Origin of the sequence: Synechococcus sp. Minos11, from assembly GCF_014279855.1 — a bacterium.
Classification (GTDB): domain Bacteria; phylum Cyanobacteriota; class Cyanobacteriia; order PCC-6307; family Cyanobiaceae; genus RCC307.
Genome location: NZ_CP047953.1, coordinates 1,585,966 through 1,608,680 on the forward strand (window position 1 = coordinate 1,585,966; position 22,715 = coordinate 1,608,680).

Sequence of the window (22,715 nt, forward strand, 5' to 3'; positions counted from 1 at the left end):
GCTCTCGTCCTGGGAACATCCTTGAGACCTTCTGCCAAGCCTCGTATTTGAGTTCTGATTCAGTGCAAACCTGGAACCTTTCGCCGTTCTTGAACTCAGCAACCCACCAAGTAGACATTGGTTTAGATCTATTCAATCAACCGTAAACAGATCGCTCTAGGGATCGGGCTTGAAGACAGTGCGGTTAACCCTCTCGTTCGACACACGCCATACGGCCTATTGCCCGGCTGGGGCGGATCAAGACGTCCGAGGGCACGCTGATCAGCAGCATTCATCGGTGGTCTACCCGCCAGGCGCGGCAATCCTGCATCCAATCGGGAGAACCCTTGCCCTGGCCTTGTCTTCAGAGCCGCCCCCGTCATGTTGAGCGTGCAGCTGCAGAGTTCTCCGATGACCATTGCACTTGTGTCTGATGCCCTTGCTGACTATCTGACTCACCCACTGGAAGACGTTGATCACTGGTACGCCGAGGAAGATGGTCTGTTTGATGCAGAGCCCGGCATTACTGATGAACTAGAGGCGATTGCGGCCTGAATCACAACACCACAATGCTGTGATGGCTGGATTGGGACTTCAACGGCATGGTTTCCAGCGTTCAGCACCTGATGCGCTGAAGCAATAGGACTGCTTAAACACCTACCGGTGCAGTGGCGATCGCCACTGCACTCAAAACAACAACAAAACTGCCTGCAGTCGATAGGAATTGGTTGCACAACAGATCACACCTCTGTCACGTCAAAAGTGGGACAGTGGGCCAAGGCAACCACATCCCAGCATGAACAGCTTCGATAGCAACACCCCTTTCATGTTGCTGGCACGAATCCACGTGAAGCCTGGCTGTGTGGAGGACTACTTAGAACTCGCGCGAGCGACTGATGCCGCCGTCGAGAGCAGTGAGCCAGGCATGCTTCACCACACCTTTGACCAGGATCCAGATGATCCTCAAGCTTTTGTCTGGTCAGAGGTCTATGCGAACGATGCTGCTTTTGAGGCCCACGTCAGCAACCCTCCCGTGCAGGAATACCTGCAGAAGCACGCTGAACTGGGTGATGGTTTCAGCGTTGAGGTGTACGGAACCGTTGGCAGCGAGTGCCAGGCATTGATGGAATCCTTCGGCCTACCGCTGAAAATTTTCCAAACCAAACTCGGCTACAGCCGAGTTGTCTGATGGGTGGCTTGGGATCACTCTTAGCGGCCTTCCCAGACCCAGCGGCGTGGCCGTTCGCCGCACTCGGTGTTGATGTTCAGCTGTTCGTTGGCATCCCATACCCGCAGCACGCACTGAGCCCAGGCCTTGTGCTCGCTGGTGACCAGTGGGCTGTGGATCGCCTGCAAAACGGCGCTGCCATTCACAAAGGCCATGGCCACAGCAGCAACGACCAGGCCGGTACCAGTCCAGACACCAAGGGGGCCAGAGAGGGCCTGTTGAAAAGAGCGTTTCATCAGCCCGATTGTGGCCACAGAACAATCAATTCATCGGGGGGCCCGCCGTCATCGCTCGTTTCGGGTTCGGCTTCGAGCACGCCGTCATCAACAAGGCCCCATCTCAGATCCACTCAGCAGACACGGCTTTAGGAATCACGCTTCAAGCGCCAGCCAGTTGACGGCGGGCCATCAGGTTGCGAGCAGCCTCCAGATTGATGGCTTTCTTGGCGCGCTCGCGGATCAGTTTGAGTGCAGACATTGTTCTTTCTCTCGGCTGACCTTGATCTACGCCGAAAGCACTCGCGAGTCGATACCTCAAACCGCACAACGGGTGTTCGGTTTTGCGCTCTCTTGATCAGGTTGATCAAGGCAGTCGCGCCGATTGCGCAAGCTCACACATCGGGTGGCACGTTCAAGCACTTCGGGGTTTCCTATGGCGGTTGCTGGAGAGCTATGACGAAATTCCTGCTGCGCGACGGAAGCCTGATCGATATCGATACCGAAGCGGCTCCAGAAGACGTTTTCAGCTACACCAACACCGACGGAACAACCATTCACGCCGCCCTCTCTGAGCAGGCTGAGATGGAGCTTCTACGCCAAGTCCCTCCAAAACTGCTGAGCGTTTCCCAACGGATGCAACTCAGCGATCTGGCCGCCTGAGCTCCTTAAGAGCTTGAAAGCCAATCGTTCAGTCCTCGGAAGCAGGCTCGGTCATTTCATGGCCCAACACCGCATCAGCAACGCTGGCTGCCACCTGATTCGCGCTGGCCATCAGATCGATCGTTGCCAGACCGAGCAGATTGCGAACTTCCGGCGACACATGGTCCATATCTGTCGCCAGTTCCAGCTTCAAAGCCTCAATGTCTGAGCAATGGCGCGAAAGGGCCTGCAACCGGTCATACAGCAGGTGTGCAGCCAGGGCCATGGCCTGCACATCCGCTTCGTTCTGTGGCAGATCCGGTTGATCCATACCAAAAGCCTGGCGGGCTTTGATGGTTCCCCTGCGCTCCTGGCTGATTTCTTGCACTACAGGGACCAAGGGCATTCAAAGAGCCACCCATTGAGGGCACTGAAACGCCTGCTTGGATCCGGCGGAGTGCACTCACTGGTAAGCGCAGCGTTGCTGGAGGTAGTCCCTGCATTCGGCGTTGTTGTTGCAGGCTCTCTCTGCATCGTCCGGGCCCACTGTGCGGCCGTGCTCCTGGAACCATCGCATCGCGATTCCTTGCCGGTAGCCCATCGCCGCCCAGCCTGTATGACCCCGGCAAACCTGAGCCTGGCCAGGTGCTGCGATCACCAGGGATGCGGCAGCAGCAACCGAAAGCAGCAAGCGCATTGGGCCAGGACAACAACTGCGGGCATGATGACCAACCCATGAAGCCTGGGCAGCGGAGAACCGCCCACGTCCGTTCGGTCCTCTCCCCTATCAACCTCAAGCCGCCGTAGCGAGCATGGCTGCAGATCAGATCGCATGAGCTGATCGACGTGAGCGAGTCGGATGCAAGTCCCTCTGGATGTCGAGCTCCAGGGGGTCTTTTTTTGCGCTTAGGGTCACCGCCACTGAAGCGCCCGGATGATCCTTCCCTCTTTGCCTCTGGATCTTGGGTTGTTGCTGATTTCGATTGCCGTCGTCAACATCTGGCGCGCACAACGCCTCAGGGAAGACTGAGCCACAGGCTCAACTGCGGTAGCCCCACTGCTCGAGGGTGAGTTCTTGCGATGGATCCCCTTCACCTTCAGCCATCAGCACCACCAGTTCTTTATTGGGGAACATCCCTCTCACCTTCTCCCAAGCAGCCGTTTTGTCCTGCGTTGTGGTGCTGACTTCCAATTCATCACCGCACTCAAAACGCGCCACCCACCAGGCCATCAACAACTCACTGTTGGTGGGACGCTAACGACGCGGAATCGGCAACGGGGCACGGCAACGGTCAGATCGAGTTGAGCTCCAAATCAATCAAGATGGCCGCAAGAGCAACGCCTATTGCCATGCCCAGCCGCGAACAGATTTTGGCCGCCTCCGCTGGCTGGGTGGCGGTGCTTCTCAATGTGATCCCCGGTTTAGGGGCTGGCTATCTCTACCAGCGCCGTTGGAAGGCCTATTGGATCACCTCAGCTTTGGCGACCGCCTGGTTTGTTGCCGGCGCGGTGCTGGGGCAAGACGCTGAACCAGCCGCTGAAGCTCAGAACCAATTGGTGGGCCTCATCGGCCTGCTGCTCCTGGCAGGAGGCACTGCCACCGAAGCAGGCCTGGCCGTGAAGAAAGTGCGTGAGCCGTTGGACGAAAGCGCTTGATTCGATCAACTCGCAAAACGCCGACGTCATCGCCGCAGGCTTCAACGCTCCAATCGACTTGATCTCGACATAGACGCCCGGCTGAGAGCTGACGGTCTGCCGGGCCAAAGCGGCGGAGAGCTCCTTGAGCAGAGCAGCGGAATCGAGGCGCAACAGCGCGGGATCGAATGCTGGCATGACCATCTGCCGCCACCATGAAGGCATGATTCATCTGGACCCCAACACCGAATATTTCGCGCAAGCGCAGTTCAAGGGTCCTGGAAACCCACCAGAAGACGATTACCTGGCCTGGAGCAAGCAGCTCATTCCGCCAGCCAAAGCAGATAGCCCTGGCCATGTGGCCTCACACCTCCGCTTTCACGCGCAGCGCACCGGCCACTCGCTGCAGCAATTCATTTGGGAAGGGCAACAGTTCAATGCCATGGGGCGCAAGATCAGCCCGCTGAGATGAACAAAAAAGGAGGTGCCGTGCGATGAGCAGTCGCCGTCTCTACTTTTATCGCTAGCTGGAGCGGCACCATGTCGAACCACATGGATCTCAGTGAGATCCGCAAAACGATCGAATGGATGACCCCATCCGATGGCTGGAAAGTGCAAAAGGATGCCACCGGGGACCCGGCCAACCTTTGGGCTGAATATGGATTCAGCGTGCTTGGTGCCCTGCTGATCTATGGCCCAAAGGCCGCTGAGGTGATGGAGATCAGCGATTCCCTGACTCCAGAGGAATCACAAGAGATGGAGGCCCTTGGTCTGCTGGCCCAGCAGAAATGGGAGCAAGGCAAACGCGAGGCCAAAGAAAAGGCAACCGCAGCTGGGGCTTAAGAAGGAATAAGCATTCCCCAGCCAGAAAAGAGATTCAGCTCGAAAGCGAGCTTTCTGCAGACCAAGGCCATTAGGTTTCGAGGCATGGATGCAGATCAAGCCAATACCTCTATCGATATCCAAGTCATCGACAAGATGATGGATCGCTGGCGCCTGCGCCTGCTGACCCATGGCGCTGCCAGTGAGCTGGGCATGGAAGCCACCCGGCAGCTCAGCAAACTGGAAGCCAGAAAAGAGCACCTGAGCGCCCAGAGCTAAGCCGTCTTGGCCGTTTCATAGTTATGAATTCCTGCACAACAGCAGGAAAGTCAATAAATTGTGTGCCCTTGGTTGGTCAGATTCGTGAGCGCTTCTGAGCTGACCCCCCTGGATTGGCATGTGATCCACTTCGCTGTGGATCGGTTGCGGATCGCGGCGGAAAGCCCTGACCCCGAGACCAACGAAACCAACCCGCTGCCTGCCGATGTGAGCGACACTCTGATTCGCATCAGCCAAGTGGCCCAAAAGCAGATGGCAGCCTGAGGGCATCAGGCCCAGCGCAAGATCAAGGCGCGAGCATCGTCATCGGCCATTGCGCGGATGAGTGTGCGCAGAATCAACGCGACAACAGCACCGGCAATAAAAGCGATCAGGGCCATGGCTGGTTGGTTGAATCTCTGACTTCAACTTCGCCGCAGTGGTGGGGTTTGCGGATCCCCCAAACGAGCGAACAACGAGTCATTAGGCAGTTCTCAGACACTCATCAGCCAAACCACCCTCCAAAGCAGCTCAGCAGCAGAAAAGATCAAAGTGAGCCGCCAAACAATCTGTGGAACCCCTCATCTCCCTTGGTGTCTTGCTGCTGTTTGTGGCCTACCTGAACCGCCGCAAACCCATGGAGCTCTAACCCATGCCCAGGCACGATGGGGCTTGATGGTTGGTGACCCATGGCAGAGACGTTTGTGGATGTGCGGCTCAGCGCCGAAGAAGCTGAACTGATCGACTTCGCCCTCGACCTGGTCACCGACGCCTACGCCGATCAGGCCATGGTGGAGCGGCTCAAAGAGAAATACCGCACAGAAGCGGGCTCTGCTTTGGTGAATCAGCTGCGCCGCCGCTGCTACATCCCCATCGAGCTGCCCTGATCCCTCAAGATCGCCACTAGGGTCGGCCTCACCGCAGCCCATCGATGCTTCTGCCCTCGCTCGCCTGGGATCTCGGGTTGCTGCTGATCTCCATCGCTGTGGTCAACATCTGGAGAGCTCGCCGCTCCAGCGACGATTGAGCCGCATCAGGACAGTCCAATCTGCGTCTGTTCAGCACTAACGGAAACCCAAGCCAAGTTGCTTGATGGTGGTATCTCCCGCGGAAAAAGCAGTGAGAAGCACTTGGCTCAACCCCCCAACGCGTTGCTCACCGGGCTCAACCTGGAGGCCCTCTCAGCAACCTGCAACGTCGCCCTCATCTTCAACGTCAACACTGAGCGCAGCGTCAGTGCGTGAACTCGTTGCCGCCTTTGGCTTGAGCGCCTAAACGCTCAAAACAGGCTCAACACCAGGTTGATCCACCACCCCAAGACCGCCTTGGACATGCGCAAAACAGAGCGCATCAGGCGTGAGAGGTAGGTGGAGAGATAAACCGGGCTACGGCTCATTCGATCGCTTGGCAGCGAGCGATAGGCCAGGGAGTGAGCTTTGGTACTCGAGATGAACGTGCGCTCCATACCTCGGCCCATTCGTGCTTTCAATCTGACTTCCACACCAAGGAATGCAAGCTTTATTGCGTTGTATCTCCAAGCCATGACCAACCCCGATCAGCAGCCAGCCAAGCGGCGGGCCTTCTCCTACACGGAGATGATGAACTCAGGCCAACAGCAGCTGAGCAGCGAGCAAATCACAGCCCTAGAGGAGCAAGCGAAAGCCATCTCAAAACAAAACAAGACTCCACCAACAACAAAACCCTGAGCAGAGCCAGGGCTTTGTTGCTTTGCGTTGATGCCCACAGCTGGTGGGCGATGCATCACCAACCCGCAGGAGCCATGACCGCCGGGGGCTGGGCATACACCGGCTGTTGGTAGACAACGGGCTGTTGATACACCACCGGCTGCTGGGCCTGCTCCATGTGGGCGATGCCATTCAGCAAAATGCCGGCTCCAGCCATGGCAGCTGCAGCAGGGGGAACATTCCAGTTACCGCGGTGATGGTGATGGTGGCGAGCAGGACGAACCACCACCATTTGCTGGGCGTTGGCTGCGGGAATCGCGATCGCACCGAGGCTGACAACAGCAACAGCGGCGCCAAGGGCAATGGGAAGAACTCGGTTGCGCATGGGAGTTATTTCAAACGACATCTCTTTCCTAAAGGCACTGGTTAAAAGTGCGTCAGCCCGAGAACCGGCCTGGCCGGTTCGGTTTTGCGAATTTCGCCTGAGCAGTTGAAGACGAGCCATCACTGAGAAGCACTGCAGCGCCGTTGATCACAACTGCGCCAGCTCCCGCTTCACAAGCTGCACGTGCTCGTCGACTTCAGCGGCGGTGAAGTTGGGGTCTCGTTGCTTGAGCCAGCGGCGAATCAACGCTTCAGCCGGTTGCTGTTGCTCGTCGATGAGGCATTTGAGCCCCTTCAGCTCCTGCTTGAGCCGTTCCATGGATGATTTGAAAAGCCCAGCGACGGCTTTTCGCTCCTGGATCCAAGATCAGCGAAAACCTCAAAGCTGTGATCCCCCAAAAGGACCAAAGCGGCAAGGCCTACAAGAGCTGGCCACCTTTGAACCACAGCAGGGCCAGCACGGTGAGCACCTGCAACACAATCAAGGCCATGGTGGCCCGGCTCATCGCTGGTTTCTTTTGAGGCTTGCGTTTCGCCATCAGCTCAACGGCCCTAAAGCGCTGCTGGGGTGAACAGCACAGCACTGGCGATTAAACCCAGATAGGTGCCCACCAAATAGCCCAACAAGCCAATCGCCACAGCCGGCAGCGCCAGTTCGCCGCGCTTCAACGAAGTGGCCAAGGCCAGGGCCGTGCTGGGCCCGCCAATCGCTGCTTGCGAAGCGACCAAGGTTTCAGCCAAGGGCCAACGGCGCCAACGGCGCAGCAGCAGCAAAGCCGCCGCCTGCAACGCCACGATCCATGCGGCATAGATCAACACCGGCAGCCCCTCGCCCAGCAGCCCGCCCACGGGCGAGCTCAAGCCGATCACGGTGAAAAACGGCTGGATCAACAGCAAGCCTTCGTCGTAGCAGCCCCGCCGCGATGGCCCCCAAGGCAGCTGCGCGGCAATCAAGGCCGTTGTGGTGAGCACCAAGATCGAAGGCACCGCTGGCAGCGCAAGGCCCACCAGCTGAGATGCCAGCAGCACACCAAGCCCCCACAGCAAGGCCAAGCCATAGGCAGCCGCACCCTGATTGGTGGCAGCAGCAGGCGTTGGCGCAGGAGTTTCAGGCTCCGGGCGGCTGCCCCGCTGCCCCAGCCACAGGCTGACGGCAAACCAAATCGCAAACACCACATGGTCGGCAGCAGTGGCCACCAGCAGCAGCGATTCCGGCGGCTGAAGGGTGCGTGCCACCGAAACGAAATTGAGGCTGCCGCCGGTGAAGGTGGCGGTGAACACCCCCGCCAAGATGCTGCGCTCAGCCCCCAGCCAAGACCCGAACACCAGCCCGCCCAGCAGCACAGCCACCAAGGTGAGCAGCACCGAAGCAGCAAAGGGCGTTAACAGGCGCCGGGCATCGGGCCACACCCGACGCAGATCCACCGCCAGCAGCAACTGAGCGATGGCCAAGGAGGTGAGCGGTCCGCTGATCCAACCTGCTGCTGCCTTACTGGGCTGCCAGCCGCTGATGTTGGTGACCAACAGCCCGATCAGCAGCACCACCATGGTCATGCCGAGCTGACGGCCCCAGGCTGTGGAGCGGCTCAACCACCAGCCCAGCGCTGTCAACAGCAGGATCACCAACACCGCAGCCGCCATGGCCACCTCCTTTGAGCAGATCTTTGTCTACGGCAGCCTGAAATCAGGCCGATCCGCCCATCATCTGCTGGCAGGGGCTGAGCGCCAGAGCGATGGATGGCTTGATGGTGTGCGACTGGGCCGCTTTGAGGGCTATCCGATGCTCTGGAGCGGCGATCAAGCCATCGATGGCGAGGTCTACCGAGTCGATCCAGCGCTGATGGCACAGCTCGATGCCTATGAAGGCGTCCCCAACGACTACATCCGGCTGCAGCGGCAGCTGCGCGATGGCCGCCAGGTGTGGGTTTACATGCACCCCTCAGCGGGGCTGTGAGGTGGCAGGTGCTGGATCCATCGATTCGGAAAGGCCCCAGTCGAGCTCCACGATCCAAGCTCCCAGCGCTGCAATGCAGGCCAGCGCCACAATCAACAAGATCCAGTGGCGACGGTCCATGGCAAGAGTCAAAACAGAAAAAATAGAAAGCAAAAAGCGGAGCCAAGTGAACCCTGGCTCCGCCCCTTGGTTGTCAACAATCAGCTGAAATCAATGCTTTAAAAGCATTGATTGATCACCACAGGCCACGCACAGCGCGACGGTACTCAGTGAAGCGGATGACGGGTTCGAGGTAGAGGGCGTAGTACTGGCAGTCACCACTGATGCCACTGTCATCAGGGGTGTAGCAGGTCAGCACCACACCAGCCTCGTCGTTGCCATACTTCTCATTTTTGAGAACTTCAGCAGCGGTGGCGGGCAGCACAGCGGCAGAGCCGAGGAGTGCAGCGGAAGCGAGCAGAGCGGCACGCATGGGTCGAATGTGAATTCTCCCAACATCGTGAAAACAATCGCTCGCGCCATCGCTTAATCCGCAGGAATCTCTTCAGATTCAGCCAAAAAGTACCAACAAACCGACTCTTTTTGGAACAAAAAATGGCCTATTGATTTAATTTTGAGAATGAATAAATAACATCTTCCCCTCATCAATAACGGCCAGCACACAATCAGCAGTCCTGCAACACGCCAACCGCTACCACCAAGAGAGTGCGCAACCCCTCAAAGCGATGAGCAGCCCGCAAGTGGCGCCGCAAACCCTGGGCGACATCATCACGATGGCCGTAGCGCCTGTGTTTTTGATCAGCTCGCTGATCGCCTACCTCGGAGTGCTGAGTGCGCGCTCCACCCGCATCGTTGACAACCTGCTCGTGCTGCAGGCCAGCGAAGCCGAGCTGATCAGCCTGCAGAAGCAACGCATGCGCTGTATCGCGCTGGCCTTTCGCGAAGTAGCCATTGCCGCCGCCTTGGTCTGCGGGGTGGTGATTTGTCTTTTCTTGAATGTGAGCCAGCGCATGGATCTGACCCTGGCGGTGAGCATCCTCTTCATCTCAGCGATGGTGCTGGTGGTGCATTCGCTGATCACTTTTCACAAGGAACTGCAACTGGCGATCCGCTCAGCGCGCCTGAAGTTCCCTGGCAGTTTTTAAAACGCCGTAAGTTGAGCCCATGGCTCTGATTCCTCGCTGGCGCTACATGAGCGATGACGCCAAAGCGGTCACGCGCCGCATTGGCTGGAGTGCCTTAGCGATTCTTGTGGTGGCCGTCGTCCTGCGGCCGCTGCTGCCCTGGCTAGCCCTCAGCATCCTTCTGTATTTGATCTGGCAAAAGCGCAGTTAACGCCTGGCCACGCCGCGGCCAGCACCAAACAAGCCCAAATCAATCAGCAGACCAACGGCCAGCAGGAACAGACCGCTGATACTGCCGAAGGCGTAGCCCATGGCCACCGCCCAGCAATAGGCGAGCGTCGTGGTGGGCAAAATGATGATCCCCAGTAGCGGCCAAACCCACACCCCGGCGAAGGGAGCCAACACAAAGGCTGGGGTGAACAGCCACAGCAAAAAGAAGACGATGCGCGGAGCGAGCAGGCCCAACAGAGCGATGAAACACATGGCTCAGGCCACCTGTTCTTGCGATTGTTGACGCGAGCTCCAATAGCTCTGGGCGCGCTCAAACAAAGTGGACTGCACCTCCACGAGGAAGCGATTAATCCGGAGTTGGCTGTCCTTGCGGCGAGGAACCATGTCGGAGGCAGCGCCAGCAAAGCAGAGGTCCACCAAGGTGGCGACCTCTTCTTGGGTCATGGTGATCTGAAGGGTTCCCTCAGGCTGAGTGGTGGCGTGCATTCAGTCCTAAAAGATCTTTAAAAACCCTAGGGGGATTGCCTCTCATCGTTAGAAAAACAGGTTCGGCTTAAGAATCCGAGCCACAGCAGCCATTGCGGCCACACCCCCAAGCGCGTCCACAAACTTTCGCTGCTCAGTGTAGGCACTTGCATCAAGTCCAACGACTCCTGATTGGCGGGCAGTTGCTGTTGGAGCTCCCCGCGTGGACTCATCAGAGCCGATGGCCCGGTATTGGCACTACTGAGGAGCCATCGAGAGGTTTCAATCGCGCGCAACTGCGCCAAGGCCGTGAACTGCTGTTGCAAAGCCAGCGGATAAGGATCCAGGTTGGCGATCGCCAGCAGCCAGCCAGCCCCATCGCGCACGGCTTGATTCAGCCCCAAGCCATCGCTGAGCTCATAGCAAATCGCCACCGCTGCAGGGCCTAACGGCGGCGGCAGCTCCAACAAACGCGGCGCCTCACCAGGGCTAACGCCACCCACAGCTGACAGCCCAGCCAAGCCGCCAGGCATCCACTCGCCCAAAGGCACCAGGCGTTGCTTATCAAGCCACTGCTGCGGGCGTGTGCTGCCAGCCGGAAACCACAACACGCTGCTGCGCTCGTCCAGCTCTTGGCGGCGAAAGCCGCCGGAGAGCAGCGCAACGGGCATCGCTGGCAAGGCTTGGCCCAACGGCAACGCTCCTTCAGGCAACACCACCGCATCGGCTCCCTGCTGCTCGGCAGCGGCCATGGCCTTCATGAGCAATTGACGCTGACGCTGCTGCTGCTCAGCGCTGAATTTCTCCCGCGTGGGCAAGTTGGGCTGCGCCACCACCAAGCTCAGCTCGGCTTCCGCCATCCCCGCGCTGGGCACGGAAGCCAAGGCGGCAGCTCCCAGCCCGTGGGCCGCAACCAGCACCAGCAGCAATGCGCGCCAGCGCAGCCGCCACAGCAACCAACTGATCAGCAGCTGCACCGCCGCCAACAGAGGCGCACCACCGAACCAGGCCAAACCCGCCAGCCAGCGATCACCTGGCAGCGGCGCCACACCCAGACCAATCCAAAACAGCGGGCCTTTCGCGAGCAGCAACTCCGCAAACGCCCAGAGCCATGCCGCACTCAACGCCGTGCTCAGCCGCGCAGGCCCAGCGCGCTGCACCAAGGCACACCACAACCCCACCAACAACGCCGCAGCAACGCCGCAAATCAGCCACAGCCCAATCACCAAAGGAGCACTGAGCAGCCCCGGCACCCCCAACCAATCGAGGGGATGGAGGGCCAACAGCCAGCGATGGCTCACCAGCACAGCAGCAGCGCCCCACACCGCTCCGCCCCGCCATGACAGACGCCACAAGGGGACCAGGGCGATCCACAACAGCCATGGCCAACCCAGCGGCGGCAGCGCGAACCCAGCCAATCCGCCCGCCAGCAAGGCAAGCCACCAGGGGGGTTCGATAGTTGTTAGCCAACTCTTAAGCGGACGACCTCCGTGCCTTAGCCCAAGGGGCAGGTCATGCCTCATACATTTCCGCGTGTCGTGCAGAACATGGAGTCATGGTCGCCACCCCACAGCCTCAACGCGACGCCAATCCCGACAAGTTAGAGCTGCGTCAACTACTCGAAAACAGCTTTCACAATCACGATCTGGTCACCATGGCTCCTGGCAGCCCGGTGCCTCTGCTCAAGGGACACATCTGGCTGGTGGTGCGCGGCATGACCAAGCTCGTGACCTCATCGATGAATGGGGATGAGGCCCTGCTGGGCCTGGTGGGCCCTGGCGAGCCCTTTGGTGAACCCCTCAGCCAGGTGGATCCCTATGAGGCCATCACCTTGAGCCAGTGCGATCTGCTGTGTTTGCGCTGGAGTGAATTCACCAGCAACCCCAGCCTGAGCAGGGGCATGCTCTTGGCCACCGCCAAGCGCTACCGCCAGGTGGAAGCGCTGCTGGCCTTGGTGGGGCAACGGCGCGTGGAAGAGCGCCTGCGCAGCTTCTTTGAATTGATGGCCAGTGAATACGGCCAGCCCTGCGAGCAGGGAGTGCGCATCAGCGTGCGGCTCACCCACCAAGATCTCGCCAACCTGCTGGGCACCACGCGGGTCACCGTGACCCGCTTCATCGGTCAACTGCGTGATCAAGGCTGGCTCGAGGTCGAACACAGCCGCCATGTGGTCGTAAAATCCGCTCAAAAGCGCTAAACCGCAATCAGTTCAAGCGGCCCCAGCCGATGGAGAGCAGCAACCCACTGCAGCAGCTGCTGGTGCGCGGCATTGGCACCACCAATGTGGTGGCCGATCGGCTCAAGTCGGTGATCCAGGGCTGGGTCACCAGCGGCCGCATTGATGCCAGCCAGGCCTCCAGCCTGATTGAAGAGGTCAGCGGCGCGATGCGGGGTGACAACCCTGCTGCTGAGAAGCAGGCCGAGCAACAGATCGAGCGCAACCTCGATCAACTGCTGCATGAAATGGGCCTGGCGCGTCAGCGCGAGGTGGATGAACTGCGGGGCCGCATTGATCGCCTTGAGCAACAGCTGCGTCAAAACGGCGAACTTCGCTGACAGAATCAACCGGTCTTTCTCAGCCCTTGATGCGCGACATCCTGATCAGCTCCGCCGTTTGCGTGGGCTGCCTGATGCTGGCTCTGGTTAGCCAGATCGTGGCCCCCACCCCAGCCCAGGCCACTGCTCCTGCGGCCAGCGAAGTGCGCCCAGCCGCCAAGGCAGCAGCCGTCAACCCCGCTGCACCGCCCGCTGAGCTCGATCCCAACGAGAGCAACCCTCGTCTGTTTGCGATGGCTCCCGAAGCCAGCGATCAGGTCGCCCAAGGTTCAGCAGCTGATTTATTGGGTGGCGACATGGAAGCCACCAAAGAGCGCATGACCCCCTCAGGCCTCAAGATCACCGACCTGGTGGAAGGCACAGGCACAGAAGCCCAAAGCGGCAACACCGTCTCGGTGAACTACCGCGGCACCTTGACCAACGGTCAGGAGTTCGACAGCAGCTACCGCCGCAACCAGGCCTTCACCTTCCCCCTTGGCGGCGGCCGAGTGATCCGCGGCTGGGATGAAGGCGTTGTGGGCATGAAAGAAGGCGGCAAGCGTCGTCTGGTGATCCCACCGGATCTGGCCTATGGCTCCCGCGGTGCTGGCGGTGTGATCGGGCCCAACGAAACCCTGATCTTTGAAATCGAGCTGGTGAAGGTGCAGGGCAACTGAGCCGGCCGGTTATCCCCACGCCTAGGCGACAGTGGAGGGCGGGAGTCCATCGTTAAGATCGCCGCGACCGTTTGATCCGGCCATGGCCCACACCCTCCCTGTTCTGCCTTACGCGCTCGATGCCCTCGAGCCTCATATCTCCCGCCAGACCCTGGAGTTTCACCACGGCAAGCACCACGCTGGCTACGTGAACAACCTCAACAAGCTGGTGGAAGGCACCGATCTCGACGGCAAGAGCATCGAGGACACCATCACCGCCGTGGCCGGTAACGCCGAGAAGGCTGGCGTGTTCAACAACGCCGCCCAGGTGTGGAACCACAGCTTCTACTGGCAGTGCATCAAGCCCGGTGGCGGCGGCCAGCCCACCGGCGCCCTGGCCGACAAAATCAACGCTGACTTCGGCAGCTTTGAGAAGTTCATCGAAGCTTTCAAAGCCGCTGGCGCCACCCAGTTCGGAAGTGGTTGGGCCTGGCTGGTGCTCGACAACGGCACCCTCAAGGTGACCAAGACCGCTAACGCCGACCTGCCCCTGGCCCACGGCCAGAAGGCTCTGCTCACCATGGATGTCTGGGAGCACGCTTACTACCTGGATTACCAGAACCGCCGCCCCGACTACATCACCACCTACCTCGAGAAGCTGGTGAACTGGGACTTCGTGGCTGCCAACTTCGCCGCTGCCTGATTCAGCAGCCGAGTGATCAGCCGGCCCCCGCAGCAGCGGGGGCTTTTTTTATGGCTGACGGCTGCACTCAGGCGGAATCCACATGGCATCGCCATAGGAATAAAACCGGTAGCCCGCTGTAATCGCGTGCTGATACAGCTGCAGCAAGCGCTCGCGTCCGATCAAGGCACTCACGAGCAGCAGCAGCGAGCTTTTAGGAAGGTGGAAATTGGTCAGCAGGCCCTGCACCACGGCAAAGCGAAAGCCCGGCTGAATCACCAAATTCACCGGACCGCGGAACGGCTGCAGCACGCCGCCATGGAGCGCCGCCACCCCTTCAAGGCTGCGCACGCTGGTGGTGCCCACAGCAATCACACGCCCACCGCGCTTGCGGCAGGCGGCAACGGCTTGCACCAAGGCCTCACTCACCTCCACCCATTCGCTGTGCAGCTCCAACTGGCTGAGGTCTTCGGTTTCCACCGGCCGAAAGGTGCCGAGTCCCACATGCAAGGTCACGCTGGCCCGCTCAATACCTTTCTGCGTTAGGGCAGCGAGCAATTCCTCACTCAGGTGCAGTCCAGCCGTTGGAGCAGCCACCGCCCCCGGCTTAGAAGCGAAGCAGGTTTGGTAGCGGGCGTTATCGGATTCATCCTGCTGGTGGAGGTAGGGCGGTAGCGGCATCACGCCATAGCGCAGCAGCAAAGGCTCCAGGCTGGCCGCATCGATGCACTCCGGCGGGAACTGAATCAGGCGGCCGCCGCTGTTTTCCTCCACCGCCAGCACCTGCAGCGGTAGATCGGGCTCACCATCGGCCACCAGGGCAATGCTGTCGCCAGGCCTGAGGCGCTTGGCAGGGCGGGCCAAACAGAGCCACTGCCCTTGTCCTTGGGGCTCGAGCACCAGCAGCTCGCCAAGTCCTCCACTAGCGCGGCGCACTTGCAGCCGCGCCCGCAGCACACGGGTGTCGTTGACCACCAGGAGATCACCAGGGCTGAGCTCCTCGAGCAGATCCCACACCTGCCTATCGCGGCAGCCAGCTTTGGGCTCCACCATCAACAGCCGAGCGGCATGGCGCGGCTCCAGCGGCCGCTGGGCGATGCAAGCCTCCGGCAGCTCGTAGTCGTAGGAGCTCAACAGCGAGTCGCGCGGATCGATCAACACCAGCTCAAAGGGATGGATCCCTCCTAGCTGATGGCCTAAGCAATGAAGCTGCGCACCACGGAAAACACGCGACTGCGGTCATCGGCCAAGGCTTCGTAGAGAACATTGGCGCGCTGGTTGAGCAGCAGCTTGTCAAAGCGATCGCGGGGAATCGCCACTGGAATCACCACCGTGACGGACACACCCGGCGGCGCCGCATGTTCCTGCTCCATGACGTACTGGCGAAAAGGATCGATCAAGGAGCTGTAGGGACTTTGCAGCAGCACCAACTGCGGCACCATCGGCCCTTCCCCCACCAAGCGCTTCCACTGCTCTTGGGCCGCTGACTCGTTTTCGGGGCGCTCCAACACCGCCACCGCCACCACCTGATCAGCGATCGAGCAGGCGTAGCGCACCGCCTGCATGGTGGGCCGGCTAATCCGCGGCACCCACACCACACAGCGATTGCCGATCAGGGGGTGATGGGGCTCCATGCGCGGCAGCACGAAGTCCACTGGCAAGGCCATGGCGGAATACAGGGCCCGGTAGCGCTCACGGATCCGGGTCAAAGCCCAGATCAACAGCGGGATGGCGATCACCACGGTCCACGCGCCTTCATCGAACTTGCTGACCACAATCACCAGCAGCACCACGAAGGTGGCGACAGCCCCAAGGGCATTCATCAACAGCCGTCCGTGCCAGCCATTGCCATGGCGCTGCCACCAGCGCTTCACCAAGCCCAGCTGCGAGAGGGTGAAGGCGGTGAACACCCCAAGGGCATAGAGGTTCACCGCCACGGTGGTGTCGCCACGGCAGATGAAGATGATCAAGGCCGTCACGCCCAGCAGCACGCCAATCCCGTTTTGGTGAACGAGGCGATCTCCCACCCAGCGCATCTGCCGGGGGAGGCATTGGTCATCGGCAAGCATCGCCGCCAACCGCGGGAACCCAGAGAAGGCGGTGTTGGCCGCCAACACCAGGATCAACAGGGTGGAGATCTGCATCGCCCACAGCAGCACGCTGTTGGCGCCAAACACCCGTGTGCCGATCTGGGCAATCACGGTGAGATCGCTGCTAGGGGCCACCCCATACATGAAACCCAGGCCGCTGATGGCAAAAAACATCCCCGACAGCAGGATCCCCATCACCAGCAACGTTTTGCGGGCATTGCGGGGCGCTGGCTCCTGGAACACTTGAACGCCATTGGCGATGGCCTCGATGCCAGTCATCGCCGAGCAGCCCGAGCTAAAGGCGCGCAGAATCAGAAACAACCCCAATGGCTCAATGGCGTTCACCAGCGGCGGTGGATCAGGAACAAAGCCATGGCTGAAGGTGAGGTCCTTCAGACCCGCCAGCGTCAGCACCACCACCATCACCACAAAGGCGTAGGTGGGAATGGCAAACACACGCCCAGCTTCTTTAAGCCCGCGCAAATTGGCCCAGCCGACCAAAGCCAGCAGCAACAGCGCAAACGACACCTCGTGCTGCCGCAACTCCGGCAACAGCGAGCTGATGGCTTGGGTCCCCGCCATCAGGCTGACGGCAGCGGTCAGCGTGTAGTCGATCAACAGGGCCGCTGCAGCAATCAAGCCGACGTTGCGGCCAAGGTTTTCGCGCACCACCACATAGGAGCCGCCGCCATCGGGATAGGCCGAGATCGCCTGGCGGTAGGAGAGCACCACGATCGCGATCAGGACGATGATCGCCACGGTGATTGGCACCGAAAGCCCGAGGGCTGCACTGCCTCCCAGCACCAACACGCCCAGGGCGGCTTCCGTTGCGTAGGCCACCGAGGAGAGGGCATCGGAGGCCAAGATCGGCAAGGCCTGGATGTTGGGCAGACGCTGATCAGCAGCGGCATAGCGCGACAGGGGCCGCCCCAACAACCTCTTCCAAAACGTCACCCAACCGCCGCCATCACCCCCTCAGAGTGACCAGAGCAGCGGGCAATGGCAGCTAGTTCAAAGGGCCAGGCTTTCGGGCTGGGTTTCGATGATCTTGGCCAGATCCTTGAGGAAGCCGGCGGCATCAGCGCCGTAGATCACGCGGTGGTCTGCGGTGAGGTTGACCTGCATCTGGCGCTTGACGGCGATCGAGCCATCGCTGTTGGCGGCCACCACTGGACGCGAGGCACCCACAGCCAGGATTGCGCCGGTGCCGGGCGGCAGGATCGCGTCAAAGCGGTCGACACCAAACATGCCCAGGTTGGAGAGGGTGAAGGTGCCCGTGCTGTATTCCTCAGGCTTCAACTGCTTGCTGCGAGCCCGGGAGACCAGATCAGCCCAGCTGCGCGAGAGGCTGTAGAGGTCGTTGCGATCAGCGGCGGCCAGCACCGGGGTCACCAAGCCGCCGTCTTCCATGGCCACAGCTACGGCCACATTGATGCCCTCTGGATAAGCGATGCCGGCCTCGCTGAAGGCCGCATTCACCCTGGGGTGGCCGGCCAGAGCAGACGCCACAGCTTTGGCCAAAAGTGCGGTCATGGTTACACCCTTGGGCTTGACCTGCTTGTAGAAGGCGTCGAGCTTGTCGGTGGTGATCGTGTAGCCGACGCGGAAGGTGGGCACCGCCAGGCTGGCCACCATGTTGCGGTTGACCGCCTGCTGCAAGGTGGTGAAGGGCAGGGTTTCACCGGGCGCCACTGGGGCAGCCACAGCTGCTGGCAGCGGAGCCACAGCAGGGGCAGCAGCTTGCGCCGCCGCCAGGGTTCCAGCTGGAACAGCCGCTGGCGCGGTGGGGGTGCGACCGGCAGCACGCTCGATATCAGCAGCGATCAGGCGGCCATGGGGGCCGCTACCGCGCAGGCCCTCGAGTTGCACGCCCAATTGCTGGGCCAGTTTCTTGGCGCGGGGGCTCGCCACGACACGTCCGCCATGGCCATTGCTGCTGGCAGGGGCAGGCGGAGCGGCCACGGCAACCGGCGCAGGGGTTGGCGCGGGGGCGGGCTCAGGGGCCGCTGGGGGTGCAGCAGCTGGTGCTGGGGCCGGTGCTGCTGCAGGCGCAGATGCCGCTGGTGTGGCTGGGCCGTTGGCCTTGAGTTCGGCGAGCTCAGCCTCGGTTTCCACCACCAAGCCGATGGTTTCGCCAACAGGCGCTGTGCCGCCAGCGGGCAGCAACACAGCACCGAGGAAGCCGGCTTCAAAGGACTCCACGTCCATGTCGGCCTTATCGGACTCGACCACCAACACCGATTCACCGCGCTCAACGCGGTCGCCGGGCTGCTTGAGCCACTCAACGATCTTCCCCTCAGTCATCGTTGAGCTGAGGGCTGGCATGAAGATCTCGAATGTCGCCATCAGCCGCTTCCGCACAAGGATCCGGGGATCTTATCTCCCGGCTCAGGCGCCCTCACTGATGGACTGAACGACGCCGTCTTTGACAACGATCGAGGCCTGCAGCTTCTGCACCAGGTTGTCGCCAACCGCGACGGTGCAGGTGCTTTCGATCTGGCCCTGCTCCACCACCTCATCCATCTGCAGCCCCTGCACGGTGGTCTGCTGATCCAGCAAGTTCCGCTTTTGCTCCTCGAGCTCAGCGCGCTTAGCGGCTACCTGCTGCTGCACCCCAGCCACCTGCTCCTGCACGCGCGGATCGAGGGGATTGGCGCTCTGGCGGCGGATTTCCTCGATCACCTGCTGGCCTTCTTGCTCCAGTTGGGCCAGCTGCTGATCGGTGGTGGTGATGCCCTGGCTCAGTTCGCGCTCAGCCTCCTGCTTCCAGGTCGGCGTCACAACCGCTTGAACCGTGATGTTGCGTTTGATGGTCAGCGCGTCAGCCATGGGAAGGGAAAGTGGCGCCCAAGACTGTCAGTCGCAGCAGCTGGGGTCAACCAGCGCCATAGATCTCCGCAATCGCCGCGCCGTCGCGGCTCGTGATGCGGTCGCGCCGTTGTTTGAGCGTCTGGGTCAGCAAGCCGTTGTCGATGCTGAAGGGTGCCACCAAGGCCACCCCCGCCAGGCGCTCATCAGCCCGCGCGCCACTGCGCTCAGCTAGGCGGCGATTCAGCCGGCTGGTGAAGGCTTTCAGCAACGCGGGATCACCCCCCAAAGCCGAGCCATCGGGCCATTGCTCAGCCACTGGCAGAGCCAACTCAGCAGCCAAAGCCGCTAGAGCTTCGGCGCGAGGCACCACCAGGGCACCCAACTGACGTTGGTCCTGGCCCACCACCATCACCTGCTCCACCAGCTCCGACGCGGCGAGTTCGTCCTCCAGAGGGCCAGGCTCGATGTTTTCGCCGCTGCTCAACACGATCGTGTCTTTGGCGCGGCCGGTGAGAAAGAGCGAGCCATCAGCCAGCAAATGCCCGAGATCACCGGTGTTGAACCAGGCCTCGGTATCAAGCACCTCCCCGGTGGCCTCAGGCCGATTGAGGTAGCCCTTCATCACTTGGGGGCCGCGGGCCAGCACCAAGCCCCGCTCCCCTTGCTGCAGGGTGCGGCGGCTATCGGGATCAACAATCTTCAGCTCGGTTCCTGGCAATGGCCGGCCAGCACTGCCGCGCCTGTTGGCCCAGCGGCGCCGGCAGCTGAGCACCGGGCTGGTTTCCGTCAGGCCGTAGCCCACGAGCAATTCAATGCCGATGGCCTCGAAAAAGGCATCAATGTGCTTGGGCAGAGCCCCGCCGCCACTAATGGCGGTGCCCAAAGAGCCACCAGCGAGTTGGCGCCGCACCGCCGGCCACAGCAACCGGCCGGCTAACGCTGCAGGCACCCAACTCAGGGCAGCCAAGGCCAAACCAGCCAGCCGCTCAGACCAAGGAAGGGGGTGATCAGCCAGATCGCGCCACTGCCGCAGCGAGCGGGCATGGGTTTGCGATGCCGCCAGGGCCGTGCGCAGCAGCTTTTGCTTGCTGGCCGGCATCCCTTCAAGAGCTCCTTGGAATCCGCCATAGAGGGCTTCCCAAAGGCGCGGAACGCTGATCAGGTAGTGGGGGCGCACCCGCTGCAGATCTCCCTTGAACTGGCGCAGGTTTGTGTAGCTCTGGCTGCAACCGCGCGAGAGCAACAGGTAGCCGGCACTGCGTTCATAGGCATGCCAGATCGGCAATACGCTCAACACCCGCTCGCCCGGCTGGGGAGACACCGCCACCCCAAGCGTGCGCACCTGGTGCAACAGGTTGGCCTGAGAGAGGGGCACCCCCTTGGGCCGTCCTGTGGTGCCGGAGGTGTAGAGGATCGTGGCCAGGCGGCTCTCGGGTCCTTCAGCCGGCTCGAGCACGGCTGAACGGTGCACACCACTGGCGAGCAGCTCCTGCCAGCTCAGCAGTGGCACGGAAGCACCGCTGGCGGGCACCTCGCCATGCAGCAACAGCACAAAGCGCAAGCCAGCCAAGGCACCAGCGGCTTGCAACGGCTCCAGCAAGCTGGCGTCTTCCAGCACCAGGGCCCTGGCACCGCAATCGCCAAGGATGTAAGCCAACTCCTCAACCGGGGCTTGGCTGCCGCGCACGGCATTGGCGGCCCCCAGCCGCATCAAGCCTTGATCCACCGCCAACCAGCGGGGCCCGTTCTCGGCGAACTGAGCCACCACATCCCCTGGGCCAATGCCCTGGGCTGCCAGGCAAGCAGCCACCTGGGCGATGCGCTCATGCAACGCCTGGAAGCTGAGGCTCTCTGGAGCTGGGCCGTGGGCAGCTTCCACCGCCATGAGTGTTCCGTGGCTTTGCGCCAGCCGCGGCCAGAGGCCATCAATTCCCTTCAGTTCCGACCAATCAGGCTGCTGCTCCAGGGCCCGCTGATCCGCGCGATCACCCTGCCAGCACACCAAGGCGTCAGCCATCGCTCTCCAGCCAGCTGCGCAGAGTCTGCTCGTTGATCCACTCCACAGCGGACCAGCCCAATCGCTTGCAACAACTTGCTGCCAGGGGCTGCTGCAACTGCTGCACGCTTACCCCCGGCCGCCAGTGATCCAGCCGCCCCACCGGCAACTGGAGGCCGCAGGGGGTGATGGCGTCAAAACCCGCCAAATCGCAGCTCACATTCAGGGCCAAGCCGTGCTGGGTCACCCAGCGGCGGCAGCCCACCCCAATCGCCGCCACCTTCTTTCCTTCCAACCAAACGCCCGTGAGCCCCTCGCGCCGCTCAGCGCTGAGCCCCTGCTGCTCGAGCACATCGAGAACCATCCCCTCAAGCTGACGCAGATACCAGTGCAAATCCGGCTGATGGCGCTGCAAATCAACGACCGGATAGGCCACCAATTGGCCAGGGGCATGGTGGGTAACTTCACCACCGCGATCGAGCCGATGCAGGGGGGCCGGTGGATGTTGAGGGTCGAAATGCAGGTGCTCGAGGCTGGCACCGCGGCCGAGCGTGTAGCAAGCGGGGTGCTCCAGCAACAGCAACAGCTCCGGCCCACCAGAGCTCAACAGGCGTTGCTGCCACTGCTGCTGCCAGCGCCAGGCCTGCTCCAGGGAAATTTCCCTGGCGAGAGCACAAAGGAATGCTTCTGGCAATACCCGTTCCATGCCGTCGTCAATACATTGAATTCAACCCACATGGCAGTGAGGTGCCGGTATGAAGCTTCTGATCCATGGCCGCAATCTCGAAGTCACGCCCGCGCTGCGGGATTACACCGAAACCAAGCTCTCGCGAGCGGTGAGTCACTTCAACGGCATGGTGCAGGAAGCCGATGTGCATCTGTCGGTTGCGCGCAACCCGCGGGTGCCGCAGCAAACCGCTGAAGTCACCCTGTTTGCTAGCGGCACTGTGATCCGCGCCCAAGAACGCAGCCAGAACCTCTACGCCAGCATTGATCTGGTGGCCGGGAAACTGGCCCGCCAGCTGCAACGTCATAAGGACCGCCGCCAAGGCCACGGGCACCACAGTGATCTCCAGGCCGAGCCCGAAGTGATGCCGCTGCAGGGCGACATGCTCCAAGGCCGTCACGCTGAGCTGCCGGCTCCTGTGGTGCGGCGGAAGTATTTCGCCATGCCGCCGATGAGCGTGGAAGAAGCGATTCACCAGCTGGAGGTGATCGACCATGACTTCTACGTCTTCCGCAATGCCGACAACGGCGAACTTCAAGTGGTGTACCAGCGCAACCACGGCGGATACGGTGTGATCGAAGCCCGAAGCTGATGGC

Annotated in this window: 36 protein-coding genes; 18 read left to right on the forward strand and 18 right to left on the reverse strand. The window is 61.2% G+C overall.

Going from position 1 to position 22,715, the window contains the following annotated elements; translation table 11 throughout:
• Positions 1–390 precede the first annotated feature (390 nt).
• The gene (locus SynMINOS11_RS08905) at positions 391–534 is read left to right on the forward strand and encodes a hypothetical protein (protein ID WP_186548023.1); all 144 of its coding nucleotides are present in this window, start codon (positions 391–393) and stop codon (positions 532–534) included.
• Between the two features lie 241 nt (positions 535–775).
• Entirely contained in the window at positions 776–1,168 is a 393-nt protein-coding gene (locus SynMINOS11_RS08910) for a putative quinol monooxygenase (protein WP_186548024.1), read from the forward strand.
• 20 nt (positions 1,169–1,188) lie between these two features.
• On the opposite strand, the gene SynMINOS11_RS08915 is transcribed toward SynMINOS11_RS08910, so the two are convergent.
• A complete protein-coding gene (locus SynMINOS11_RS08915; RefSeq protein ID WP_186548026.1) occupies positions 1,189–1,443 on the reverse strand; it encodes a hypothetical protein in 255 nt (84 codons plus the stop codon).
• A 435-nt stretch (positions 1,444–1,878) separates the two neighbouring features.
• Here SynMINOS11_RS08915 and SynMINOS11_RS08920 point away from each other — a divergent pair, with 435 nt between their 5' ends.
• A complete protein-coding gene (locus SynMINOS11_RS08920) occupies positions 1,879–2,085 on the forward strand; it encodes a hypothetical protein (protein ID WP_186548028.1) in 207 nt (68 codons plus the stop codon).
• A 28-nt stretch (positions 2,086–2,113) separates the two neighbouring features.
• Here the strand turns inward: SynMINOS11_RS08920 and SynMINOS11_RS08925 are convergent, their stop codons facing one another.
• Together SynMINOS11_RS08925 and SynMINOS11_RS08930 are read right to left on the reverse strand one after the other, a co-directional pair.
• Positions 2,114–2,470: a hypothetical protein gene (locus SynMINOS11_RS08925; RefSeq protein WP_186548030.1), complete on the reverse strand. Its 357-nt coding sequence runs from the start codon at positions 2,468–2,470 to the stop codon at positions 2,114–2,116.
• Positions 2,471–3,103: 633 nt separating this feature from the next.
• A complete protein-coding gene (locus tag SynMINOS11_RS08930; RefSeq protein ID WP_186548032.1) occupies positions 3,104–3,295 on the reverse strand; it encodes a hypothetical protein in 192 nt (63 codons plus the stop codon).
• A gap of 119 nt (positions 3,296–3,414) precedes the next feature.
• Between SynMINOS11_RS08930 and SynMINOS11_RS08935 the strand changes: the two genes are divergently transcribed.
• The 6 genes from SynMINOS11_RS08935 (at position 3,415) to SynMINOS11_RS08960 (ending at position 5,666) form a co-directional block, all read left to right on the forward strand.
• Entirely contained in the window at positions 3,415–3,720 is a 306-nt protein-coding gene (locus tag SynMINOS11_RS08935) for a hypothetical protein (RefSeq protein ID WP_050815481.1), read from the forward strand.
• A 175-nt stretch (positions 3,721–3,895) separates the two neighbouring features.
• On the forward strand, positions 3,896–4,171 hold the full coding sequence (locus SynMINOS11_RS08940) for a hypothetical protein (protein WP_186548034.1): 276 nt from the start codon (positions 3,896–3,898) through the stop codon (positions 4,169–4,171).
• A gap of 68 nt (positions 4,172–4,239) precedes the next feature.
• The gene (locus SynMINOS11_RS08945) at positions 4,240–4,542 is read left to right on the forward strand and encodes a hypothetical protein (protein WP_186548036.1); all 303 of its coding nucleotides are present in this window, start codon (positions 4,240–4,242) and stop codon (positions 4,540–4,542) included.
• An 84-nt stretch (positions 4,543–4,626) separates the two neighbouring features.
• Positions 4,627–4,800, forward strand: a complete 174-nt coding sequence (locus tag SynMINOS11_RS08950; protein WP_186548037.1) for a hypothetical protein — start codon at positions 4,627–4,629, stop codon at positions 4,798–4,800.
• A gap of 84 nt (positions 4,801–4,884) precedes the next feature.
• Positions 4,885–5,064 carry a hypothetical protein gene (locus SynMINOS11_RS08955; protein ID WP_043737153.1) on the forward strand — a complete coding sequence of 60 codons (180 nt, stop codon included), beginning with the start codon at positions 4,885–4,887 and terminating at the stop codon, positions 5,062–5,064.
• A 404-nt stretch (positions 5,065–5,468) separates the two neighbouring features.
• Positions 5,469–5,666: a hypothetical protein gene (locus SynMINOS11_RS08960; RefSeq protein ID WP_186548039.1), complete on the forward strand. Its 198-nt coding sequence runs from the start codon at positions 5,469–5,471 to the stop codon at positions 5,664–5,666.
• 392 nt (positions 5,667–6,058) lie between these two features.
• Here SynMINOS11_RS08960 and SynMINOS11_RS08965 read toward each other — a convergent pair whose 3' ends face one another.
• Positions 6,059–6,244, reverse strand: a complete 186-nt coding sequence (locus SynMINOS11_RS08965; RefSeq protein WP_186548041.1) for a hypothetical protein — start codon at positions 6,242–6,244, stop codon at positions 6,059–6,061.
• Here SynMINOS11_RS08965 and SynMINOS11_RS08970 point away from each other — a divergent pair.
• Complete coding sequence (locus tag SynMINOS11_RS08970) at positions 6,228–6,485, forward strand: hypothetical protein (RefSeq protein ID WP_186548043.1); 258 nt, start codon at positions 6,228–6,230, stop codon at positions 6,483–6,485. The genes SynMINOS11_RS08965 and SynMINOS11_RS08970 overlap by 17 nt on opposite strands.
• Positions 6,486–6,540: 55 nt before the next feature.
• On the opposite strand, the gene SynMINOS11_RS08975 is transcribed toward SynMINOS11_RS08970, so the two are convergent.
• From SynMINOS11_RS08975 to SynMINOS11_RS08985, 3 genes are all read right to left on the reverse strand, one after another.
• The gene (locus SynMINOS11_RS08975) at positions 6,541–6,870 is read right to left on the reverse strand and encodes a hypothetical protein (protein WP_186548045.1); all 330 of its coding nucleotides are present in this window, start codon (positions 6,868–6,870) and stop codon (positions 6,541–6,543) included.
• Between the two features lie 126 nt (positions 6,871–6,996).
• Entirely contained in the window at positions 6,997–7,167 is a 171-nt protein-coding gene (locus tag SynMINOS11_RS08980; protein WP_186548047.1) for a hypothetical protein, read from the reverse strand.
• 233 nt (positions 7,168–7,400) lie between these two features.
• Complete coding sequence (locus tag SynMINOS11_RS08985; protein ID WP_186550807.1) at positions 7,401–8,489, reverse strand: DUF819 family protein; 1,089 nt, start codon at positions 8,487–8,489, stop codon at positions 7,401–7,403.
• Here SynMINOS11_RS08985 and SynMINOS11_RS08990 point away from each other — a divergent pair.
• A complete protein-coding gene (locus SynMINOS11_RS08990) occupies positions 8,488–8,802 on the forward strand; it encodes a gamma-glutamylcyclotransferase family protein (protein WP_186548049.1) in 315 nt (104 codons plus the stop codon). The two genes, SynMINOS11_RS08985 and SynMINOS11_RS08990, sit on opposite strands and share 2 nt — an antisense overlap.
• On the opposite strand, the gene SynMINOS11_RS12985 is transcribed toward SynMINOS11_RS08990, so the two are convergent.
• Positions 8,788–8,922 (reverse strand): hypothetical protein, encoded by a 135-nt coding sequence (locus SynMINOS11_RS12985; protein ID WP_255445369.1) that lies wholly within the window; start codon positions 8,920–8,922, stop codon positions 8,788–8,790. The genes SynMINOS11_RS08990 and SynMINOS11_RS12985 overlap by 15 nt on opposite strands.
• 115 nt (positions 8,923–9,037) lie before the next feature.
• On the reverse strand, positions 9,038–9,274 hold the full coding sequence (locus SynMINOS11_RS08995; RefSeq protein WP_011936198.1) for a hypothetical protein: 237 nt from the start codon (positions 9,272–9,274) through the stop codon (positions 9,038–9,040).
• 253 nt (positions 9,275–9,527) lie between these two features.
• Between SynMINOS11_RS08995 and SynMINOS11_RS09000 the strand changes: the two genes are divergently transcribed.
• Positions 9,528–9,947 (forward strand): DUF2721 domain-containing protein, encoded by a 420-nt coding sequence (locus SynMINOS11_RS09000; RefSeq protein WP_011936199.1) that lies wholly within the window; start codon positions 9,528–9,530, stop codon positions 9,945–9,947.
• Between the two features lie 19 nt (positions 9,948–9,966).
• Positions 9,967–10,137: a hypothetical protein gene (locus tag SynMINOS11_RS09005; protein WP_186548051.1), complete on the forward strand. Its 171-nt coding sequence runs from the start codon at positions 9,967–9,969 to the stop codon at positions 10,135–10,137.
• Here the strand turns inward: SynMINOS11_RS09005 and SynMINOS11_RS09010 are convergent.
• From SynMINOS11_RS09010 to SynMINOS11_RS09020, 3 genes are all read right to left on the reverse strand, one after another.
• Positions 10,134–10,409, reverse strand: coding sequence for a hypothetical protein (locus SynMINOS11_RS09010; protein WP_011936201.1), 276 nt, complete (start codon positions 10,407–10,409; stop codon positions 10,134–10,136). The genes SynMINOS11_RS09005 and SynMINOS11_RS09010 overlap by 4 nt on opposite strands.
• A gap of 3 nt (positions 10,410–10,412) precedes the next feature.
• Positions 10,413–10,601, reverse strand: a complete 189-nt coding sequence (locus SynMINOS11_RS09015) for a hypothetical protein (RefSeq protein WP_255445370.1) — start codon at positions 10,599–10,601, stop codon at positions 10,413–10,415.
• 68 nt (positions 10,602–10,669) lie between these two features.
• The gene (locus SynMINOS11_RS09020) at positions 10,670–12,055 is read right to left on the reverse strand and encodes an apolipoprotein N-acyltransferase (RefSeq protein WP_255445371.1); all 1,386 of its coding nucleotides are present in this window, start codon (positions 12,053–12,055) and stop codon (positions 10,670–10,672) included.
• Positions 12,056–12,177: 122 nt separating this feature from the next.
• Between SynMINOS11_RS09020 and SynMINOS11_RS09025 the strand changes: the two genes are divergently transcribed.
• From SynMINOS11_RS09025 to SynMINOS11_RS09040, 4 genes are all read left to right on the forward strand, one after another.
• Positions 12,178–12,819, forward strand: a complete 642-nt coding sequence (locus SynMINOS11_RS09025) for a Crp/Fnr family transcriptional regulator (protein WP_186548056.1) — start codon at positions 12,178–12,180, stop codon at positions 12,817–12,819.
• A 29-nt stretch (positions 12,820–12,848) separates the two neighbouring features.
• Positions 12,849–13,178 carry a phasin family protein gene (locus tag SynMINOS11_RS09030; RefSeq protein ID WP_011936205.1) on the forward strand — a complete coding sequence of 110 codons (330 nt, stop codon included), beginning with the start codon at positions 12,849–12,851 and terminating at the stop codon, positions 13,176–13,178.
• Positions 13,179–13,207: 29 nt separating this feature from the next.
• Positions 13,208–13,834: an FKBP-type peptidyl-prolyl cis-trans isomerase gene (locus SynMINOS11_RS09035; protein WP_186548058.1), complete on the forward strand. Its 627-nt coding sequence runs from the start codon at positions 13,208–13,210 to the stop codon at positions 13,832–13,834.
• Between the two features lie 82 nt (positions 13,835–13,916).
• Positions 13,917–14,516, forward strand: coding sequence for a superoxide dismutase (locus SynMINOS11_RS09040; RefSeq protein WP_011936207.1), 600 nt, complete (start codon positions 13,917–13,919; stop codon positions 14,514–14,516).
• 48 nt (positions 14,517–14,564) lie between these two features.
• On the opposite strand, the gene queA is transcribed toward SynMINOS11_RS09040, so the two are convergent.
• From queA to lipB, 6 genes are read right to left on the reverse strand one after another with little or no spacing between them, the layout of a single operon-like run.
• On the reverse strand, positions 14,565–15,653 hold the full coding sequence (gene queA, locus SynMINOS11_RS09045; protein WP_186550809.1) for a tRNA preQ1(34) S-adenosylmethionine ribosyltransferase-isomerase QueA: 1,089 nt from the start codon (positions 15,651–15,653) through the stop codon (positions 14,565–14,567).
• Positions 15,654–15,691: 38 nt separating this feature from the next.
• Positions 15,692–17,539, reverse strand: a complete 1,848-nt coding sequence (locus SynMINOS11_RS09050) for an APC family permease (RefSeq protein ID WP_186548060.1) — start codon at positions 17,537–17,539, stop codon at positions 15,692–15,694.
• A gap of 57 nt (positions 17,540–17,596) precedes the next feature.
• The gene (locus tag SynMINOS11_RS09055; protein WP_186548062.1) at positions 17,597–18,931 is read right to left on the reverse strand and encodes a dihydrolipoamide acetyltransferase family protein; all 1,335 of its coding nucleotides are present in this window, start codon (positions 18,929–18,931) and stop codon (positions 17,597–17,599) included.
• A gap of 42 nt (positions 18,932–18,973) precedes the next feature.
• Positions 18,974–19,414: a YlqD family protein gene (locus SynMINOS11_RS09060; protein WP_011936211.1), complete on the reverse strand. Its 441-nt coding sequence runs from the start codon at positions 19,412–19,414 to the stop codon at positions 18,974–18,976.
• 46 nt (positions 19,415–19,460) lie between these two features.
• The gene (locus tag SynMINOS11_RS09065; RefSeq protein ID WP_186548064.1) at positions 19,461–21,413 is read right to left on the reverse strand and encodes an AMP-binding protein; all 1,953 of its coding nucleotides are present in this window, start codon (positions 21,411–21,413) and stop codon (positions 19,461–19,463) included.
• Positions 21,406–22,098 (reverse strand): lipoyl(octanoyl) transferase LipB, encoded by a 693-nt coding sequence (gene lipB, locus SynMINOS11_RS09070; RefSeq protein WP_011936213.1) that lies wholly within the window; start codon positions 22,096–22,098, stop codon positions 21,406–21,408. The genes SynMINOS11_RS09065 and lipB overlap by 8 nt, the downstream gene beginning before the upstream one ends.
• 49 nt (positions 22,099–22,147) lie before the next feature.
• Between lipB and hpf the strand changes: the two genes are divergently transcribed.
• Entirely contained in the window at positions 22,148–22,711 is a 564-nt protein-coding gene (hpf, locus tag SynMINOS11_RS09075; protein WP_011936214.1) for a ribosome hibernation-promoting factor, HPF/YfiA family, read from the forward strand.
• The last annotated feature ends 4 nt before the right edge of the window (positions 22,712–22,715 follow it).

What these genes read in the sequence shown, in the direction of transcription:
- SynMINOS11_RS08905 (WP_186548023.1), top strand. Translation starts at nt 391, where the DNA reads ATGACCATTGCACTTGTGTCTGATGCCCTTGCTGACTATCTGACTCAC.
- SynMINOS11_RS08910 (WP_186548024.1), top strand. Translation starts at nt 776, where the DNA reads ATGAACAGCTTCGATAGCAACACCCCTTTCATGTTGCTGGCACGAATC.
- SynMINOS11_RS08915 (WP_186548026.1), bottom strand. Translation starts at nt 1,443, where the DNA reads ATGAAACGCTCTTTTCAACAGGCCCTCTCTGGCCCCCTTGGTGTCTGG.
- SynMINOS11_RS08920 (WP_186548028.1), top strand. Translation starts at nt 1,879, where the DNA reads ATGACGAAATTCCTGCTGCGCGACGGAAGCCTGATCGATATCGATACC.
- SynMINOS11_RS08925 (WP_186548030.1), bottom strand. Translation starts at nt 2,470, where the DNA reads ATGCCCTTGGTCCCTGTAGTGCAAGAAATCAGCCAGGAGCGCAGGGGA.
- SynMINOS11_RS08930 (WP_186548032.1), bottom strand. Translation starts at nt 3,295, where the DNA reads ATGGCCTGGTGGGTGGCGCGTTTTGAGTGCGGTGATGAATTGGAAGTC.
- SynMINOS11_RS08935 (WP_050815481.1), top strand. Translation starts at nt 3,415, where the DNA reads ATGCCCAGCCGCGAACAGATTTTGGCCGCCTCCGCTGGCTGGGTGGCG.
- SynMINOS11_RS08940 (WP_186548034.1), top strand. Translation starts at nt 3,896, where the DNA reads ATGACCATCTGCCGCCACCATGAAGGCATGATTCATCTGGACCCCAAC.
- SynMINOS11_RS08945 (WP_186548036.1), top strand. Translation starts at nt 4,240, where the DNA reads ATGTCGAACCACATGGATCTCAGTGAGATCCGCAAAACGATCGAATGG.
- SynMINOS11_RS08950 (WP_186548037.1), top strand. Translation starts at nt 4,627, where the DNA reads ATGGATGCAGATCAAGCCAATACCTCTATCGATATCCAAGTCATCGAC.
- SynMINOS11_RS08960 (WP_186548039.1), top strand. Translation starts at nt 5,469, where the DNA reads ATGGCAGAGACGTTTGTGGATGTGCGGCTCAGCGCCGAAGAAGCTGAA.
- SynMINOS11_RS08970 (WP_186548043.1), top strand. Translation starts at nt 6,228, where the DNA reads ATGAACGTGCGCTCCATACCTCGGCCCATTCGTGCTTTCAATCTGACT.
- SynMINOS11_RS08965 (WP_186548041.1), bottom strand. Translation starts at nt 6,244, where the DNA reads ATGGAGCGCACGTTCATCTCGAGTACCAAAGCTCACTCCCTGGCCTAT.
- SynMINOS11_RS08975 (WP_186548045.1), bottom strand. Translation starts at nt 6,870, where the DNA reads ATGTCGTTTGAAATAACTCCCATGCGCAACCGAGTTCTTCCCATTGCC.
- SynMINOS11_RS08980 (WP_186548047.1), bottom strand. Translation starts at nt 7,167, where the DNA reads ATGGAACGGCTCAAGCAGGAGCTGAAGGGGCTCAAATGCCTCATCGAC.
- SynMINOS11_RS08990 (WP_186548049.1), top strand. Translation starts at nt 8,488, where the DNA reads ATGGCCACCTCCTTTGAGCAGATCTTTGTCTACGGCAGCCTGAAATCA.
- SynMINOS11_RS08985 (WP_186550807.1), bottom strand. Translation starts at nt 8,489, where the DNA reads ATGGCGGCTGCGGTGTTGGTGATCCTGCTGTTGACAGCGCTGGGCTGG.
- SynMINOS11_RS12985 (WP_255445369.1), bottom strand. Translation starts at nt 8,922, where the DNA reads ATGGACCGTCGCCACTGGATCTTGTTGATTGTGGCGCTGGCCTGCATT.
- SynMINOS11_RS08995 (WP_011936198.1), bottom strand. Translation starts at nt 9,274, where the DNA reads ATGCGTGCCGCTCTGCTCGCTTCCGCTGCACTCCTCGGCTCTGCCGCT.
- SynMINOS11_RS09000 (WP_011936199.1), top strand. Translation starts at nt 9,528, where the DNA reads ATGAGCAGCCCGCAAGTGGCGCCGCAAACCCTGGGCGACATCATCACG.
- SynMINOS11_RS09005 (WP_186548051.1), top strand. Translation starts at nt 9,967, where the DNA reads ATGGCTCTGATTCCTCGCTGGCGCTACATGAGCGATGACGCCAAAGCG.
- SynMINOS11_RS09010 (WP_011936201.1), bottom strand. Translation starts at nt 10,409, where the DNA reads ATGTGTTTCATCGCTCTGTTGGGCCTGCTCGCTCCGCGCATCGTCTTC.
- SynMINOS11_RS09015 (WP_255445370.1), bottom strand. Translation starts at nt 10,601, where the DNA reads ATGACCCAAGAAGAGGTCGCCACCTTGGTGGACCTCTGCTTTGCTGGC.
- SynMINOS11_RS09025 (WP_186548056.1), top strand. Translation starts at nt 12,178, where the DNA reads ATGGTCGCCACCCCACAGCCTCAACGCGACGCCAATCCCGACAAGTTA.
- SynMINOS11_RS09030 (WP_011936205.1), top strand. Translation starts at nt 12,849, where the DNA reads ATGGAGAGCAGCAACCCACTGCAGCAGCTGCTGGTGCGCGGCATTGGC.
- SynMINOS11_RS09035 (WP_186548058.1), top strand. Translation starts at nt 13,208, where the DNA reads ATGCGCGACATCCTGATCAGCTCCGCCGTTTGCGTGGGCTGCCTGATG.
- SynMINOS11_RS09040 (WP_011936207.1), top strand. Translation starts at nt 13,917, where the DNA reads ATGGCCCACACCCTCCCTGTTCTGCCTTACGCGCTCGATGCCCTCGAG.
- SynMINOS11_RS09055 (WP_186548062.1), bottom strand. Translation starts at nt 18,931, where the DNA reads ATGGCGACATTCGAGATCTTCATGCCAGCCCTCAGCTCAACGATGACT.
- SynMINOS11_RS09060 (WP_011936211.1), bottom strand. Translation starts at nt 19,414, where the DNA reads ATGGCTGACGCGCTGACCATCAAACGCAACATCACGGTTCAAGCGGTT.
- SynMINOS11_RS09065 (WP_186548064.1), bottom strand. Translation starts at nt 21,413, where the DNA reads ATGGCTGACGCCTTGGTGTGCTGGCAGGGTGATCGCGCGGATCAGCGG.
- lipB (WP_011936213.1), bottom strand. Translation starts at nt 22,098, where the DNA reads ATGGAACGGGTATTGCCAGAAGCATTCCTTTGTGCTCTCGCCAGGGAA.
- hpf (WP_011936214.1), top strand. Translation starts at nt 22,148, where the DNA reads ATGAAGCTTCTGATCCATGGCCGCAATCTCGAAGTCACGCCCGCGCTG.